This window comes from Leptolyngbya sp. NIES-2104 (assembly GCF_001485215.1).
Classification (GTDB): Bacteria; Cyanobacteriota; Cyanobacteriia; order Leptolyngbyales; family Leptolyngbyaceae; genus Leptolyngbya.
Map to the genome: position 1 here is coordinate 285,962 of NZ_BBWW01000002.1, position 15,659 is coordinate 301,620.

Here is a 15,659-nt window from a genome sequence, read left to right on the forward strand (position 1 = left end):
TGATTCAGCTATCTGAGAGAGATAGACGGAAGGGAAGTAAGCAAATTCTGTTCAACAGCTAAGTTGAGCAGTCAGCTCACGAAATAAATGAGATGAACGACGCAAAGCCAACGCAGTATCAAGTCAATCAGAAAGGCTTGCCGGATAATTTCCCCACCCACGCTCATGATTCTGCCTTTTGGGAAAGTCTGGGGCGTACCGTTGCCACATTCGGATTTCTAGAAGAAATATTAGGGAAGGCGATCTTTGCATTCACAGCAACGCGAACCTATGAAGATAACGAGATTGATCAGGCTTATAGCGAATGGTTGCCCAAGCTAGAACGTGCCCTTGTAGATCCTTTGGGAAATTTGATTGACACCTATGGAAAGGCAGTACGAGACAATTCGAGCGCTGTAATAGAGAATTTCGATAAGCTTCTAGAGGATCTGCGAAACGCATCACAACTCCGAAATATTCTGTGTCACGGATCATGGAGACCGCCGGATGCAAATGGTGCTTCGATTCCATTTTTTGTGAATCGCCAGAAACAGATTGTTGATACCGCAATGGATCGGCAATTCATTGATCAAGTGCAGCAAAACACTGTCAGTCTGATATGCGCGGTTATTGATACTGTTACCCAAATGGGTTGGCAGTTTCCTGGGTCGGTTGGTCCAGGCAAGATCATTTGGGAACCCACTGCTCAACGCACCAGAGCAGCGGACGATCGATAGCTGCGAGTACCATATTTTTCAGAGATCGCACTCCCCTCATCCATAATTCACGCTCACCCAAGACCCACTTCACAGCAAGGCAATTTGAATCATCGTAGACTAGACACAGTAAATTCACTCCGAAGCATTGACAGAACAGATTGCCGACATGTCGATCATGGATCAAATTCGTTAAACTCCTCCTAGGGTACGCATAACGGGATGCTTATGAACTTAGGCATCATCTTGGTTGTACAACTTTTTATTCGGGCGGGTCAGGAGACCGAATTTTAGCAGTTTGAGCAAGCAGCACAAGTCATGCGAAAGTACCAGGGTCGAATCGAAACGGTAATTCGACCCATACACCCTGAACTGCCTTACGAAGTCTATCTAGTTTGGTTTCCAGGCCTTGAGCAGTTTAAGGCATATCGAAAAGATGCAGATTTGATTGAACTTATGATTGGTCAAGAGGTAATTTGATTCAGAATGTAAGCCGCCATTGTATTGATTGTGCCTCTGTTCTTAACAATACGATTGTTCAGCTTGCAACTGTTCCAATCAGGGTTAGTCAACTGCCAATCAATTCGATGAAGGTTAGCAATGCAGCCAGACTGCTGCCGCTGCCTTAACTGCTGCCCTACGATCGCTAGCGCACACATTGTCAACGCATTAAACCCGATGCTTCGCTGACGGAGCGTTGGATCATTGCTGGTCTGAAGTAGCTTCCAATGCGGGTGATTCTCTGCCACACTCTGCCAAAAAGAGATCGCTTCCTGCTGCAAATCCCCTTCTGCATCTATCAGCAAGAGTTTGCAGGACTCCCGCAAGGAATTCATCGTGAAATAATCGCCACTTTTGGGATGAATGTTAGTGGCTTCCAGTGCAGTGCGATCGCGGAACACCTCCACAGTTGTCAAGACTGCCCGTGCGATCTCGCTGTACTGATCCCGATGATCAAAGAGCGAAATGATGGACTTGTTCGGCTTGATGCCAAACTGGTTCGCATCCAGAAAGATTTGCTGGCGCTTCTGTCCGCCCGCATCGGGAATGAGCATTACCCCGATCGTTTCATTCGCAACCAGCCCAGGTGCTTCAAGTTGTGCCTGAATGGAGCCAAAAGCTCGATGCTGCCCGTCTGGAATCCAAAAAGTAGCAGAGTTTGGAAGACTAAGTAAGCCTAAATCCTCGATACCGGGAATATCTAAATCAATTGCTTGAAAGTCGTAGCACTCCCACTCTGGAATATCAACTGTGATCACGATCGGTAAAAGAATGTAAAACGCTTCCAGCTTCGACAGACCATTGATGATGTACCGAGCAATTTTCTTCGATCGCTTAGCATCGAGAGTCCTTTGTGCTAAAGACAGAGGGGCAGATTCTTTCGGACGCGAAAAAAACGGCTGCATCAATGTCTCGATCTGGGCAAACGTAAACTTTGTCATCCAATAGTCGTTCCGGCATTGTACACCTCGCACACAGCAAAACAGAAATTCATTGGCTTCTAAGACTAGCTCTGATTCGGGAGACTCTAATGCGACGGTTTGAGATGAGTTGTTCATGGGTTGTATCAACTCCAAGGATATGTGGATGCGTACCTGTGATGCCGAGCCATTTGAGGTCATACTCTGCGGGTTCAATGCGCTGTTTCTGAATGACGACAGCGGGGCAAACAACGAGCATTTCTTCGACAAATGGACGCGGCGGTTTCTTGCCTGTGGGTCGCTTGATTGTCCAGAAGCGTCTGGAGAGCTTATTGAGTTGAAGCACTGTGTCGTAGTGGTCTGCTAGTTCATTCAGATAGCGATCGCACTCCGCTTGCTCTCCCTGAAACAGAATGCGCGTCTGCCGGAAAGGTTTAGGATCTTTCTTTGCTAAATCAGAATGACGGGTGAACATCCGGCGGACGAGATAGACTGCCCAGGTCTTGCCTTGATTCAAATAGTCAATTTGCTGTTCTGTTCGCTCGATAAATTCTGCAATGCGTTGTGATTCCGGTTTTTTAGTTTGTTTTCGGTTAGCTTGAACATTAATCGCATCTGCAATCAGTCGCTCATAAGAAGGAATGACCAACGATATCCATGCTCCTGCTAGTAAGCGTTCGTAATGCGCGATCGCAGCATAATTCCGCGTCTCACATAAAATCTCAAGAACAAGCTGCTTGACGTACAGTGGTTGATGTTCGTTGATAGCTATTGCTATGTGTTCCATGAATGCAGCTTCTCCACCATATTCAGGTTCATTCAGCCAATCCTGGCGTAAGTCGCCATGAGTGTTATTTCCTCGCTGGCGTTTCTTGCCGTTGCATTCGGAAAATGGACAACCATTCACGCAGAAAGACTTTTTACCTTGGGTAATCCGTCCCTGCGTGAAGCGAGTGACGAATTCATTTACCCGTGCTTCGCACCATTGCCGCCCGTGACCCATTTCAATCAATGGAAAGCGGAAAATTTGGCGACGCTCTTGGCTTTCTTTGATTCGTCCTGCTTCATCGGCGTTAAACCCGATCGCGTAATCATAAGCTTGCTGGTTGCCGAAGCTCTTATCTTTCAGTCGCCCAGTTTCATCAGCGTTATAGCCAATCAGATAGTAAGGTGACTTTTCATCGGCGCTGCTTTCTATCTTTGCCCGTTTCGCTTCGTCAGCATTAAACCCGATGTACCGTTGTCGGGGAGAATCTCTGAATAAGAGCAGTGCAACGACATCAATCACCCAGCCTTTGAATTTGAGCGTACAAAGCCGTCCATTGCCGCCGCGCTGCGGAACTGTTCCGCTCATGATTAGGTGAGTGAACAGGCAGTAATCACCGCGCAGGTAAAACTTGGTTGGCTGGCGAGTTGATGCAAGAATGGTAATGCCGTCTTTCTCATACTCGCCGTTGCGACAAACTTGAATCACCCAAATGTTGTGCTGCCGACAGAACGGAAAGAAAACTTCTTCCATCAGGCGTTTGGTTCCGATCGATTCACCCCCAACAACGGCGTGAACGACAATCAGATTCTCAAGTGGGAAGTCTCGCGATTCTGGATTCTCGATATACTCGATCAGTAGAGATAGAGAATCAATACCACAGCCCATCGAGAGAATGTGCGGTAAGTAATTTGGATTAAGCGATCGTAGTAACTCTGTAAACTGAACCGTTTCAAAGGGATTGAATAGTACTAGAGGGAGAGTTGCCATAATCAATTGAGGAGTTAGAGCATGACTTGTTGAGTGCGTTTCCTTCGGAGTTGCGCTTTGCGCTAAACGCCTCAAATAAGTCAGTTTGCCGTCCTCCAATTCGAGTAGAGAATTCAAGAACAGATTGCGGTGCGACATTCACCAAATCAGATGAAACTTTAGGTTCTGGACACGGAGACGATTGCGAAGAGATCTGCTGGCATGACGCTTGCACGATCGATGGCAACTCCCACTGAATTTTGGACAATGACGTGAGCATGCAATCCCAAACCAGTTGAGCCTGACAGTGCTGTATTAGATAAGCTCGAGCCTGTTCAAATTTGTGAAAAACCTTGCTACAACGAGACTGCTGCCAAGTTTGGAATTGAAGAAAATTCAGTAACCATAGTTGCAGGCTAAAATCGAGAGCTTGGATTTGCTGTGATAGAGAAAAGCACTCCCAAATGAGACGATCACTCTGGTTAAGCGCATCGATTACAGATCTTGGAATTTGCTGTAAGATTTCCCATGCCGCGATCGCTCTTCCAGGTGAACCTTGAGCAAAGCAAATCAGATCTGGATACTGCATCAGGTCTGGACAAAGCTCCTGCAAGACTTGAACGAGTAACTCAGAATTTAGGCGCTTAAAACGAATGATCTGGCAACGGGAACGGATTGTAGGCAAGAGAGAACTTGGAGCCGACGCAATCAAAATGACGGTGACGCGTCCCGGTTCTTCTAACACTTTCAGAAGTGCATTGGCGGCGGCTTCGGACATTGTTTCTGCTCCATCAATGACGATCAGAGATCGTGAAGCCAGTAAAGGAGGTTGTTGCACAAATGCAGCAATTTGTCGGATTTGATCGATGCGAATTTGCAGCCTTGATTTCGCGATAAATCCATTCTGTTCTGCCTCTGAGAAAGTATAGTGTTGCCCATCTTGGGTAAAAGTTGGCTCAATCCACAGCATATCTGGATGTGCTATTGCATCTGAGTTGTGTAGGAGCTGCCCAGTTAACCAACGAGCCATGAGTTTTCGACCGATGCCATCGGAACCTGTGAACAGATAAGCAGGGGCAAGCCGATTTTGAGCAATTGCAGCTTCTAATTGAGCGATCGCCATTGATTGCCCAATTGGCGGTTTGAGAACAGACATAGATTGATCCTCCTAAACGCAAAGGCGAACGGAAACTTGATAACCGAGAACTTGTGATAGTGCTTGCTCGATCGAGCTTTGATAGTTTGTTGCTAAGTTCAAGAAGGATGCTGCTCGAAAGCGAATCGTTGCGCTATTTGATGTACATTGAACGAGTTGTGCTTGTCGAAAGATGGGACGGTGATTGCCCGAAAGTTTGTCTAAAGCGCTTTGCCAAGTCGTGACGAGATCGAGTGGAATGTTAGGTTGTTCTGGTGCGACCGAAGTCGCCTTAGTAACTAGATCGAGCATCAAGCATTCCAGATAGAGAGCTGGCTGGCTTGTTTGAGAAAGCTGTGCTTCTGCTTCTCGCAGGTGTGATCGCATTTGAGCAAGACGACTGCCATTAATCGAATTCATCTGGGCGAGATGTTGCCAGATCTCAGGCTGCACAGTGGCAAGGTCAAAGCAATCGGGCAGGGTTTGAGCAATCTGCAAGTCTTTCAGCAATCGCAGTAGTCCTTGAACGATCGCGGTCGGCTCTTGGCCCTGATCCAGTAATTGCTGAATTTGCACCAGTAATGTTTCGATCGAATGCTCTTTCGGAAATAGCAAACTTTCGACTAGATGAATCAATTGCTCACCAGGAACGGCTCCAACATTCTCCCAAACCTGTTCGGTCGAAATGGATTGACCAAGAATGCTTAATTGCTCTAACAGCGTTTCCGCATCTCGTAATCCACCTTGCGAGAGTCGGGCAATCAAGTGCAGGGCTGTATCGCTGATCGTCATCTGCTCTTGAGTTGAGATCGCGCTTAAGTGTTTAACCATTGGCTCAAGTTTGATCCGTCGAAAATCATATCGCTGGCAGCGGGATATGATCGTGGGTAAAAGACTGTGCGGCTCAGTGGTTGCTAGAATAAATACGACTCGCTCTGGCGGTTCCTCCAAAGTTTTGAGTAGGGCGCTGGTGGCAGAGGTACTCAGCATATGTGCCTCGTCCAAAACGAAAATCTTCATCCGTAACTGTATTGGGGCGAATTGGGCGCGTTCGATCAGATTCCGCACGTTTTCAACGCCAGTATGGCTAGCAGCATCGATTTCAATCACATCTAAAGCATTGCCTTGAGCGATCGCTTGGCAGGCTTCGCAGATTCCACAAGGGTTAGGAGTTGGACGATCGAATCGAAGACAGTTCAGCGACTTCGATAGAATGCGAGCGCTGGAAGTTTTGCCTGTGCCACGAGAACCGCAAAATAGATAAGCAGGGGCAATTCTAGACTGTTGGATTGCATGAGTAAGCGTCTGCGCGATCGCGTCCTGCCCAACTAATTCTGCAAAGGTCTGCGGACGATACTTTTGATGAAAGGATTGATAGATCATGGAACCCTCCGTAGAGAATGTGCCTTAAGTACAAATTGCTGCTCTGGAATTAGAGCTAAAATGAATTCTGCAACTGCTGAGTCTCAACAGTTGACAAAAGATACGAGCGTTTAAGGCATGATGAACAGCAAACGGCGACCGGAAAGAGGAACTCAGATTGGCGTAATTTCGGATACGCACGGCTTGCTGCGTCCAGAAGCGATCGAGGCGTTGATTGGCTCTGATTTGATTCTTCATGCAGGAGATATCGGTAAGCTAGAGATTCTTGAGGAATTGAATACCATTGCTCCGGTCGTTGCTGTGCGAGGTAACAACGATACAGGAGCATGGGCACAGACCATTCCAGAAACGGAAACAGTTACAGTCGAAAACGTAACAATTCACCTGCTACACATCGCTAAGGATCTCAAGCTTGATCCAAAAACAGCAGGGATTCAAGTTGTGATTAGTGGACATTCGCACAAACCGAGCCTAGAGCAACGAGAAGGTATGTTGTTCCTCAATCCTGGCAGTGCAGGACCGAGACGATTTAAGCTGTCAATTTCTGTGGCTTGTTTGTACGTTAAAGATGCGATCGTTCACGCGCAAGTGATCAATTTGCTAGATACAGAAGTTCCGCTAGGGCTAAGTTGAGCAGCGTTTCAATATCATTTCTTAGGTTCAATTTGATTTTCTGTGAAGCGTAGCACTTCTTGAGCCTGAATCATTCGTTGAATCCGAGGATCATTCTTCTCAACCCAACGTTCGGAGATGCCAAAGCAGGTTCCAAACAGAACGATCGGGATATTAGGCACTTCTACCAGTAGTGGGTAAAGCAATTCTTCATCGTTAGAGCGATCCTCTGAATTCAACTCACCAGTCAGTTCAGCATATAGCTCCCAATTGACCCAGACGCACTCAATCCATTGACCATGCAGAATGTCCAACGTAACCCATTGATCAAGCCGTAGCTGTTGGCGATCCAGTAACCAAAAAATATCACCACTTTTCGATCGCTTGAATCGTGCAGGGTACAGTTTGCCGCTAATCTGGTCTGCTAACATCAATGCTGGAAATCCTTCTGGAAATCGTTCTAATAGTTCAGCAAATGGAGAGTCTGGTTCATCGGTCACTTGAATGTAAAAGCCTTCGTTCATCACTAATTCTGCCTCAGTGTTCGTCAACGATCGATCGATTCCGCAATTACCTTGAAGGACATGAACCGTTTCGTGGAGCAATCCGAACGCCTACGAAAGTGTTGCCTTCATAGAGAACAATTACCCAAAGTGTCGGATCATAATCTAGAAGGTAAGCTTCTCGCTCAGATTTAACGCCTGCTCGAATCGCGATCGCTTCCAACTTACAGTAAGGAGCTTTAAGGATTGCTCGCACTCTGGCTTTGCTGATCGGCTCTGCTAGACTGATTAGCTTCAAAATCTGATTTCGATTGAGCAGTGCATCAGGAGCAATCATTTCTGTGCATTGATTCTCGATTGAATCGACTGGACGAAGGGACAAGATAGATCGAGGGTCGTACTCCCAGATTAGTCGTACTGCTGCAATCGCGATCGCAATCAGTACGAGGATCACAATCCAAATTTGAAAGGCTCGATGCTTAGAAGATCGTTTCATAGCAAGATGACTGCAAATAGCAGCCCTCCAAATAGACTGAACAAATTCCACAGTAATTTGCGATTCCACGGCATGAGAACGACCGTTACAAGGATGCTCATGCTGCTAACTGCGATCGCAACTCCCAGTAAAACGACTAATTGGTTGGAGAAATACGAGCGAACAGCATGATGAATCAATAAACCAATGAAAAATGCAAACAATCGAAAAATTAGCAGCATGATCATTGGTTCTCTTTGAAGTTCATCACTTCCTCGGCTTAAGGTTTGCTGCAAGTCAGACTCAAGCAACTGTTCTTCAGTGATTTCTGAGGGTAAGGAACGATTCTGCTCCTCAATGACCTGGCTGGTAGACTGTCCAGTGGGAGCATCCTGAGCATTACGGTTGCCTTGCCGAAGTTCTAAAGAATTGCTCTCTTCTCGTCGAGGATGAATGTCATAAAGTGCTGCAATATCAATCGATAAGGCTCTTAGCAATGATGCTTTAATTGATCTGCTTCGTTGAATCAGTAAAAGCTGCTTCTCTGTTAGCTGCTTTTTAGGCGAACGAGAGCGCCGTTTTTGATGAGACATGCCTCTAGCTCCAATTTCAACAGGTCAGCGAATTGTCTGGTGTTCAAATACCTAGTACGCGCTAAATCGTAAATCATCTAAGATTTCTTGAATGGTTTGATCAAGGCAAGGGTGCTGCAATACCAAACGCTGAATGATGAGATTAGTAACGATCTCAACTTCATCAGGAGCGATCGGAGTACTTTCTGAATCGATCGCGGTCTGCTCAATGTAGTTCAACAACTGCTCTACTTCACTGAATTGACGAGCCGCTAATCGTTGAGAGAAATCTTGATTCATCTATTGCCTCTGATGCTCAACAACTTTGTAGAAGCAGTATTTCCCTGAGTCAGGTGCTCAAGGAAATACGATGAGAAGCACTAACGACGATCGAGACTGCGAAGCTGATTGGATTCCCACCAGATGGATGTTAGTTGTGTTAGTCCATCTAGCAGGTAAAGCCATTCTCCATTCTGATCTTCAGATTGTTGACTGTCAGAGTCGTACTTCATGCCCAAAATCGTGGCAATTTCTCCGGTTGACTTCACTCTCACAACTTGGAAAAAAGCGAACTGCGGTAATGTGACTTGTTGGTTGAGAACTGGAATGCTGTAAGAATCGTTGGAAGCGTGACTCATAGTTCAATCTCCAAGAAAAATTTCTCCCAAGCAATGACTTGAGAGAATCAACAAACGTCGTTAATTTGAAATTTCTACTCTCAGGAAAATTTCTTGCTAACGTTGCACTTTGACAAAGCGATTGCTGGTTTTCTAATTTTTTCTTGATTTACTTATTCAAGTGTTGGCATTGAATTTGATTGATCGCAAAACGATACCTATGAATGACAACGATAAGCTCTTTGCTATATGAATCTTACGCTCCGCTTATAGTTGTCGCAATAAGTATGATGGGCAGCAGGGTCAATCGCTGTCGCTGTCACTTGAGAGTCTGAAATTCGTTGTAGAACTTGCATCGATCTCAAACTAGCGATTTTGAATGAAAAATCGCTGAAAATCTACAAATTCGCGATAGGACACAAATTCTTCTCATGCCGCTTTTGCTAAATCAGCAAATCTAACGCTTTCTCAAAGTTTTTCAGTTCTCCCTCAAACTCACCCATTTCGGTAGCCTCGATTAGACAGTGTTCGATGTGATCGAGTAGGACAATCTGGGCGACTTTATTTAGGGCAGAACGTACCGCAACCAGTTGTAGCACCACATCTGGGCAGGAGCGATCCGCTTCGATCATTCCTTGAATTCCCTCAATATGTCCTTTGATCCGAGCTAGACGATTCAACACTTGTTGCTGTTGGGCATGAGGCATAAGAATACCCCTCTGGGGGATCTGTATACTTCATCTTAGGTCGAAACTAAATGCTGAAAATTTTTATCTTGAAGAATTCTGATGTCGTGCCAGAAATAGTAGAAATGTCTTGGTGTGCGAACGCTTCGCGGCACTTCGTGTTCGACTATTCTCGTTCAAGTTTCGCAACGTTTGACGGTTCAACGACTTTTGAGGGGCTGGAGTCGGTTCTCGATCGCGCCATAGAATTAACGGAATGCTCAAGCCGCCTAGTAAAATCACGGCTCCAGTCATCACCCAAACGAGCGACCGATCTGGACGATAATCACCGCGCTCAATCTGCCAAAAGACCTGATTGTATCGCCAAGCCGCAAGCGCGATCGTCACGATTCCTAAAACCACCAAACTTAGCCCCAGATTTTGCGAATTGAACAAGGGATGCAGGGGTGCATTCCGTTGAGTCAGACTCAGGTTCAATTGGGTGAGAAAAAGCCCAAATCGAGCTAGCGCAAATCCGAAGCCAATTAGAGCAATCGAGGTGCGAAGCCACGCGAGAAAGGTACGTTCGTTCGCTTGATGTTCACGCTGTCGATCGATTTTTGGATCGTTCATTGCCATATTTACATAGAAAACGGTGCAGCTTAAAACCTCTGCATCTCATTCACATCTTGCTGAGGATGGAAAGTCGTTTGAGGACATCTTGAAACGCCAAGAATATTTCCGTATGGTCAGCGATCGCGAAATTAGAACTACAGAATACCGATCGTAATCTGAACGACTGCTCATCGATAAGAATGATTCCCATTCCTTGCGTATACTGAAGATTCAATCTGTGATTCTAGTCTTATTGCCCCAGTCTATGAGCAAGCCTAACTCTTCTAAACAGCCACGTTCTCAAAAGATCGATGCTCCAAGCTGTGAAACTCATTTGGTGCATTTAGAGAATGTGCGTCAGGTGCAACAAGCTGTATTGTCTACTTCACAGGCACAACGTATGGCAGAGTTCTTTACTGTGCTAGCAGACCCGAATCGACTGCGAATACTATCGGCTTTGGCTTTACAGGAACTCTGCGTCTGTGATTTGGCAGTGGTCGTAAAGATGGGAGAATCGGCTGTCTCACATCAGCTTAGAGCGCTGAGAGCGATGCGACTGGTGAATTATCGTCGGGAAGGGCGAAATATCTATTACCGTTTGGCAGACCATCATGTGGTGAATTTATATCGGGAAGTGGTCGAGCATTTAGATGAGCCAGAAGCCTGATTTTCGCTGGCAAATCTCACGATAAAATTCACGCATGAGTGCTAAATCTGCCCGCTCCTACATTGTTCTATCGATCGTGGCTGCAAGTGTGACGATCGCGCTAAAAGCGTCGGCTTATTTCCTGACTGGCTCAGTCGGATTGCTGTCGGATGCGCTGGAATCTTGCATTAATCTAATTGCCGCACTGGTCGGATTTTGGGCGCTCTCTTTTGCTGCTAAACCACCCGATGCTGAACACGCTTTTGGGCATTCCAAAGCTGAGTATTTTTCGAGTGGGTTGGAAAGTGCTTTGATTATGGTTGCTGCGGTAAGTATTGCCATTGCTGCTTGGGGAAGACTGTTTGACCCACAGCCGATCGAGCAAGTCGGATTGGGGCTTGCACTGTCACTGGCAGCAACTGCGATTAATGGCGGTGTTGCTTTCGTTTTACTTCGCGCTGGACGACGATTGCGATCGATTACCTTACGAGCCGATGCCCATCACTTACTTACCGATGTTTGGACTTCAGCCGGAGTCGTGATCGGAATCCTTGTTGTGAAGTTAACCGGATGGCTAGTTCTCGATCCAATTATTGCGTTGATTGTAGCTGCAAACATTATTTGGGCAGGATTTCAATTGTTGCGTGAAACCGGATCAGGATTGCTGGATCGATCTCTGCCTGCTCATGAGCAACAAATGATCATGGATCGGCTCATTCCCTATCAAGAAAACGGCATTCAATTCCATGCCCTGTTAACGCGGGTTGCAGGATCGCGTCGATTCGTATCTTTTCACGTTTTAGTGCCTGGAGACTGGACAGTACAGCAGGGTCATGATTTGTGTGAGGAACTTGAATTATCGATCGCCCAAATTCTTCCCGGAACGCACATCATTACGCATCTAGAGCCATTAGAAGATCCCACGTCTTGGGCGGATCAAACCTTGGAGCGAAGAGACGAAATACAAAATCCCTAAAGTCGGACTTCAGGGACGTAGACTGCGATCGACGTTGAGAAACCTAGCGAGTGCAAGCCATTCTCGCGTTGCGCCATACGACATTGCGGAGATGGTGTCGATTATTTACGACAGGCGGAGTTGCAGAGGCAGCGTCGCCAGTACAGGAGTTCGATCGGGAAACAGGAGCAGCAGGCGGTTGAACGTCGATCGATTTCACTTCGCCTTTGTCCACCGCAGCTTGAGGCTTAGAATCTTGAGCATCTGAGGTAGGTTGAACCACTGGTTTAGCTTGAATGGTTCGGGACTGACCGAATTTCCAGATCTCAGGCTGACCGCTAACGGTGATCGGACTTGCGATCGCAGCACCCACCGAAACAATAGATGTTGCAACTAACATTGATGCCGCAGTGATTAACTGATTCATGTGGGCTGTCCTCTATTTAGGATGATATTTATCAGTTTGCCTTCCGCAAATGAAAGAACGATGAAAAAACGTATCGCTGAGTAAACTTTTTCACCACAACTCAGAACTAAGGCAGAAATAACCTTACGGCTTCAACTTCATCCTTTAATCACGACGGTATTGATGCTGAACTTCACAAACTTCATAAAACTTCACTCCGTAAATTCCGAAATTATAGCGCAGCGTCTTGATTCTTTCTAGAATTCTGGTGTTGAGATTGTGAAATTTATGCATTTGATTCATCAATTCATGCTGACCTCTGCTTTGATCGCAGGTGTGAGCGTTCTTGCTCCGATCGGTCAAGCATCGGCTCGATCGCAGAACTCGACTCCTACTGAAAGCGTCAATCTTGTGAATCAGGGTAAGCAACGCGCTCAGCAAGGCGACTTATCCGGCGCGATCGCACTTTACACGCAAGCCATTCAAGCGAGTCCAAAGTACGGCGATGCGTATCTTCACCGGGGATTAGCACTGCATGATTCTGGCAATCCTCAGCGAGCGATCGCAGATTTTGAGCAAGCGGTAAAACTAGAGCCGAACAATCCGAAAGCACTTTATAACCGGGGTGAAGTGCGATCGGACATCGGTGATTTGCAGAATGCTTATGCCGATCTGACTCAAGCGATTCGACTGCAAGCTAACTATCCAGAGGCGTTTAATACTCGTGGTGTGGTGCAGGCAGGACGGGGAGATTTGAAGTCAGCGATTACAGATCTCTCCCAAGCGATTAAGTTGCGTCCGAACTATGCGGATGCGTTTTATAACCGAGGAAAAGCAAGAACTGAGAGCAAAGATGTCAATGGCGCGATCGCAGATTTCACCGCAGCCATTCGAGCGGATTCAAACTTAGCAGAAGCATATGGGAATCGTGGATTACTGTATGCTCAAACTGGAAATAAGGCATCAGCACTACAAGATCTGCAAACGGCTGCAAAGCTATTTCAACAACAAGGAAACCAAGAAAGTTATCAAGAAACACTGTCCTATATTCAACAGCTTCAACGGTAAACTTTAGACAAAATCGAGTTTGATTGGTAAAGAACGGCTTGATTTAAGCGGTAGGTGGACAATGAAAGTACTGCCGCTACTAATTTGACTTTGAGCGTGAATGCTTCCGTTATGAGCCTCTACGATTGCTTTAGCGATCGCGAGTCCCAATCCTGTCCCGCCACTGTTGCGCGATCGATCTGAATGAACCCGGTAGAAGCGATCGAATATGTGCAGCAAATCTTCCGCAGCAATTCCGATTCCGGTATCTTGAACCTGAATCACGGCTTGATCGCGCTCTTGATATAGTTTTAACGTGACTTTTCCAGCCGGAGTATATCGAATCGCATTGGTCACCAGATTTGACAGTAAACGATAAATTTGATCCTCATCTGCCTCAATCTCTAAGGGTGTATTCGTTTGAATTTGATCGATTAATCCTAAATTCGATGATTCTGCTAGGGCTGCAAACTCATCGATCAAGTCAAACATCAAATCATTCAAACAAAGTGTCTGTGGTTGGAAGGTTAATGTGTGTTGTTCTAAACGAGACAGCAGCAGCAAATCTTTGACCATTCCCAGAAATCGGCTGACCTGACGTTCCACTGTTGTAAAGGCTTCTCGCGATTCGGTTTGGCTGATTGTGGGCATTCGGAGGACTGAATCGATCGTGGCTAGAATCGCTGTAATCGGTGTTCGGAGTTCATGTGCCGCATCCGCCGTAAATTGCTGCATTTGTTGATACGATCGTTCAATTGGACGCATGGCGAGTCCTGCTAACCCCCAACTCGAAACCCCAACAAACAGCACTGAGATGGGCACAACTATCAATAAAACTTGCTGAAATCCTGCTAATCGTCGATCGACTTCTTTGAGCGATCGACCGATCTGCAAATATCCCCAAGTTTCCTGCTCTTGAGTGTGAAGCGGCATCGTGATTTGGTGATAGCGATCGCCCGAATCATCATAAAGCGTTTCCCACTCCCGGTTATTTGGGGTTAAGGGTAGCCCAGTAGATTTTAATCCACTGCTGGCAATGAGTCGATCAGAACGACTGACAAACCTTAAATAGTAGTTATTCTGATAGACCTCCAACATTTCCTGATGATTGCTATCGATCGCAGCTTTAGAACAGGGACGATCGACAAGACAGAGATCCGGCAGCATCTCCTGTAATTCAGGCGGCACTTCGTCAGGCTTTGATAAAACGTGTTCTAAATTCCGATGGAATGCTTTTGCAACACCTTGCAATTCTTGATCGACTGAATACAAATAAGCTTGAATTAAGACTTGATAAGTAATCAATCCAAAAACACCCAACAGCCCGCCCATTACGATCGAGTAGCAAAGGGTTAACTGAAGGCGAGTTTGATTCAAAAGCTTAGATCGCATAGCGCGGATGGATGCGGTAACTGCCGCCAGGAATGGTTTCGATTAAATCACCACAGTCAATCTCAGCCAGTCGTTTTCGGAGCAGTCGAACTTGTGCAGCAACGACATTACTAATCCGTTCAGCGTCCAATTCATAAAGATAGTTGAGAATCTGGTCTCGGCTCATTGCTTGCTTTGGATGCTTCATGAAATACTCTAGAAGCTGAAATTCTTTCTTAGACAAGCGAGTGCTGCGGCAGGGTGTGTCTGGGAATTGACAAGTCAAAGTTCGATCGCCATAGTCCAAGGTGAGATAGCCGACTTGAAGCTGTTGGGTTTGAAACTGGGGTGATCGACGCTGTAGAGCGCGGAGTCTTGCTAATAGTTCTTCCATCCGAAACGGCTTGATCAAATAATCATCGGCTCCCGCATCGAGTCCAAGAACTTTATCTTCCCAGCGATCGCGAGCCGTGAGCAACAAAATCGGCATGGCGTTTTGTTGCGATCGCAGTCGTTTGCACAGTTCCAATCCGGTTAATCCAGGTAGCATCCAATCGAGGATCGCTAGGGTGTATTGAGACTGCTTGAGGCAATACCAAGCTTCATCGCCATTTTGTACCCAGTCCACGATAAATTGCTCCTGCTTCAAAGTGCGTTGGATCGCCGATCCGACATCGAATTCATCCTCGACTAGCAGAATTTTCATACCTGCAAACTCTAAATCAGCGGTTTGAGCCTGTACCAGTGAATTATTATAGGCGGTGAGCATCTTAAAATTCGCGATCGCAACATAATTCTCAGTTTGA

At 46.3% G+C, this 15,659-nt stretch carries 19 protein-coding genes; 5 read left to right on the forward strand and 14 right to left on the reverse strand.

Features of this window, described 5'->3' with window-relative positions; translation table 11 throughout:
* The first annotated feature begins 92 nt into the window (after positions 1-92).
* Positions 93-716: a hypothetical protein gene (locus NIES2104_RS28620; RefSeq protein ID WP_059002327.1), complete on the forward strand. Its 624-nt coding sequence runs from the start codon at positions 93-95 to the stop codon at positions 714-716.
* 443 nt (positions 717-1,159) lie between these two features.
* Here the strand turns inward: NIES2104_RS28620 and NIES2104_RS28625 are convergent, their stop codons facing one another.
* The 4 genes from NIES2104_RS28625 to dnaX are packed head-to-tail and all read right to left on the reverse strand — an operon-like array spanning position 1,160 to position 6,369.
* Positions 1,160-2,254 carry a DNA sulfur modification protein DndB gene (locus NIES2104_RS28625; RefSeq protein WP_072218263.1) on the reverse strand — a complete coding sequence of 365 codons (1,095 nt, stop codon included), beginning with the start codon at positions 2,252-2,254 and terminating at the stop codon, positions 1,160-1,162.
* Complete coding sequence (locus NIES2104_RS32535) at positions 2,187-3,872, reverse strand: hypothetical protein (RefSeq protein ID WP_059002329.1); 1,686 nt, start codon at positions 3,870-3,872, stop codon at positions 2,187-2,189. Before NIES2104_RS32535 ends, NIES2104_RS28625 begins: the two co-directional genes overlap by 68 nt.
* Positions 3,835-5,007: an ATP-binding protein gene (locus NIES2104_RS28635; RefSeq protein ID WP_059002330.1), complete on the reverse strand. Its 1,173-nt coding sequence runs from the start codon at positions 5,005-5,007 to the stop codon at positions 3,835-3,837. Before NIES2104_RS28635 ends, NIES2104_RS32535 begins: the two co-directional genes overlap by 38 nt.
* Positions 5,008-5,019: 12 nt before the next feature.
* Positions 5,020-6,369 (reverse strand): DNA polymerase III subunit gamma/tau, encoded by a 1,350-nt coding sequence (dnaX, locus tag NIES2104_RS28640; protein ID WP_059002331.1) that lies wholly within the window; start codon positions 6,367-6,369, stop codon positions 5,020-5,022.
* Between the two features lie 117 nt (positions 6,370-6,486).
* Between dnaX and NIES2104_RS28645 the strand changes: the two genes are divergently transcribed.
* The gene (locus NIES2104_RS28645; RefSeq protein ID WP_082690168.1) at positions 6,487-7,002 is read left to right on the forward strand and encodes a metallophosphoesterase family protein; all 516 of its coding nucleotides are present in this window, start codon (positions 6,487-6,489) and stop codon (positions 7,000-7,002) included.
* A gap of 14 nt (positions 7,003-7,016) precedes the next feature.
* Here the strand turns inward: NIES2104_RS28645 and NIES2104_RS28650 are convergent, their stop codons facing one another.
* The 7 genes from NIES2104_RS28650 to NIES2104_RS28680 form a co-directional block, all read right to left on the reverse strand.
* Positions 7,017-7,532: a hypothetical protein gene (locus tag NIES2104_RS28650; RefSeq protein WP_059002332.1), complete on the reverse strand. Its 516-nt coding sequence runs from the start codon at positions 7,530-7,532 to the stop codon at positions 7,017-7,019.
* 19 nt (positions 7,533-7,551) lie between these two features.
* Positions 7,552-7,980, reverse strand: coding sequence for a hypothetical protein (locus tag NIES2104_RS28655; protein ID WP_059002333.1), 429 nt, complete (start codon positions 7,978-7,980; stop codon positions 7,552-7,554).
* Positions 7,977-8,552, reverse strand: a complete 576-nt coding sequence (locus tag NIES2104_RS28660) for a hypothetical protein (RefSeq protein ID WP_059002334.1) — start codon at positions 8,550-8,552, stop codon at positions 7,977-7,979. Before NIES2104_RS28660 ends, NIES2104_RS28655 begins: the two co-directional genes overlap by 4 nt.
* 51 nt (positions 8,553-8,603) lie before the next feature.
* A complete protein-coding gene (locus tag NIES2104_RS28665) occupies positions 8,604-8,831 on the reverse strand; it encodes a hypothetical protein (RefSeq protein WP_059002335.1) in 228 nt (75 codons plus the stop codon).
* An 80-nt stretch (positions 8,832-8,911) separates the two neighbouring features.
* A complete protein-coding gene (locus NIES2104_RS28670; protein ID WP_059002336.1) occupies positions 8,912-9,169 on the reverse strand; it encodes a hypothetical protein in 258 nt (85 codons plus the stop codon).
* A gap of 422 nt (positions 9,170-9,591) precedes the next feature.
* On the reverse strand, positions 9,592-9,855 hold the full coding sequence (locus NIES2104_RS28675) for a metal-sensitive transcriptional regulator (protein ID WP_059002337.1): 264 nt from the start codon (positions 9,853-9,855) through the stop codon (positions 9,592-9,594).
* A gap of 63 nt (positions 9,856-9,918) precedes the next feature.
* The gene (locus NIES2104_RS28680; RefSeq protein WP_059002377.1) at positions 9,919-10,446 is read right to left on the reverse strand and encodes a YidH family protein; all 528 of its coding nucleotides are present in this window, start codon (positions 10,444-10,446) and stop codon (positions 9,919-9,921) included.
* A 247-nt stretch (positions 10,447-10,693) separates the two neighbouring features.
* Here NIES2104_RS28680 and NIES2104_RS28685 point away from each other — a divergent pair, with 247 nt between their 5' ends.
* Both NIES2104_RS28685 and NIES2104_RS28690 read left to right on the forward strand, forming a co-directional pair.
* Positions 10,694-11,095, forward strand: a complete 402-nt coding sequence (locus NIES2104_RS28685) for a metalloregulator ArsR/SmtB family transcription factor (protein WP_059002338.1) — start codon at positions 10,694-10,696, stop codon at positions 11,093-11,095.
* A gap of 34 nt (positions 11,096-11,129) precedes the next feature.
* Positions 11,130-12,050: a cation diffusion facilitator family transporter gene (locus NIES2104_RS28690; protein WP_059002339.1), complete on the forward strand. Its 921-nt coding sequence runs from the start codon at positions 11,130-11,132 to the stop codon at positions 12,048-12,050.
* Positions 12,051-12,093: 43 nt separating this feature from the next.
* Here the strand turns inward: NIES2104_RS28690 and NIES2104_RS28695 are convergent, their stop codons facing one another.
* Positions 12,094-12,456, reverse strand: coding sequence for a hypothetical protein (locus tag NIES2104_RS28695; RefSeq protein WP_059002340.1), 363 nt, complete (start codon positions 12,454-12,456; stop codon positions 12,094-12,096).
* A gap of 288 nt (positions 12,457-12,744) precedes the next feature.
* Here NIES2104_RS28695 and NIES2104_RS28700 point away from each other — a divergent pair, with 288 nt between their 5' ends.
* Positions 12,745-13,503 carry a tetratricopeptide repeat protein gene (locus NIES2104_RS28700; RefSeq protein ID WP_225895338.1) on the forward strand — a complete coding sequence of 253 codons (759 nt, stop codon included), beginning with the start codon at positions 12,745-12,747 and terminating at the stop codon, positions 13,501-13,503.
* A 3-nt stretch (positions 13,504-13,506) separates the two neighbouring features.
* On the opposite strand, the gene rppB is transcribed toward NIES2104_RS28700, so the two are convergent.
* Positions 13,507-14,874, reverse strand: coding sequence for a two-component system sensor histidine kinase RppB (rppB, locus tag NIES2104_RS28705; protein ID WP_059002342.1), 1,368 nt, complete (start codon positions 14,872-14,874; stop codon positions 13,507-13,509).
* A complete protein-coding gene (gene rppA / locus NIES2104_RS28710) occupies positions 14,864-15,559 on the reverse strand; it encodes a two-component system response regulator RppA (protein ID WP_059002378.1) in 696 nt (231 codons plus the stop codon). The genes rppB and rppA overlap by 11 nt, the downstream gene beginning before the upstream one ends.
* Positions 15,560-15,659: the final 100 nt, after the last annotated feature.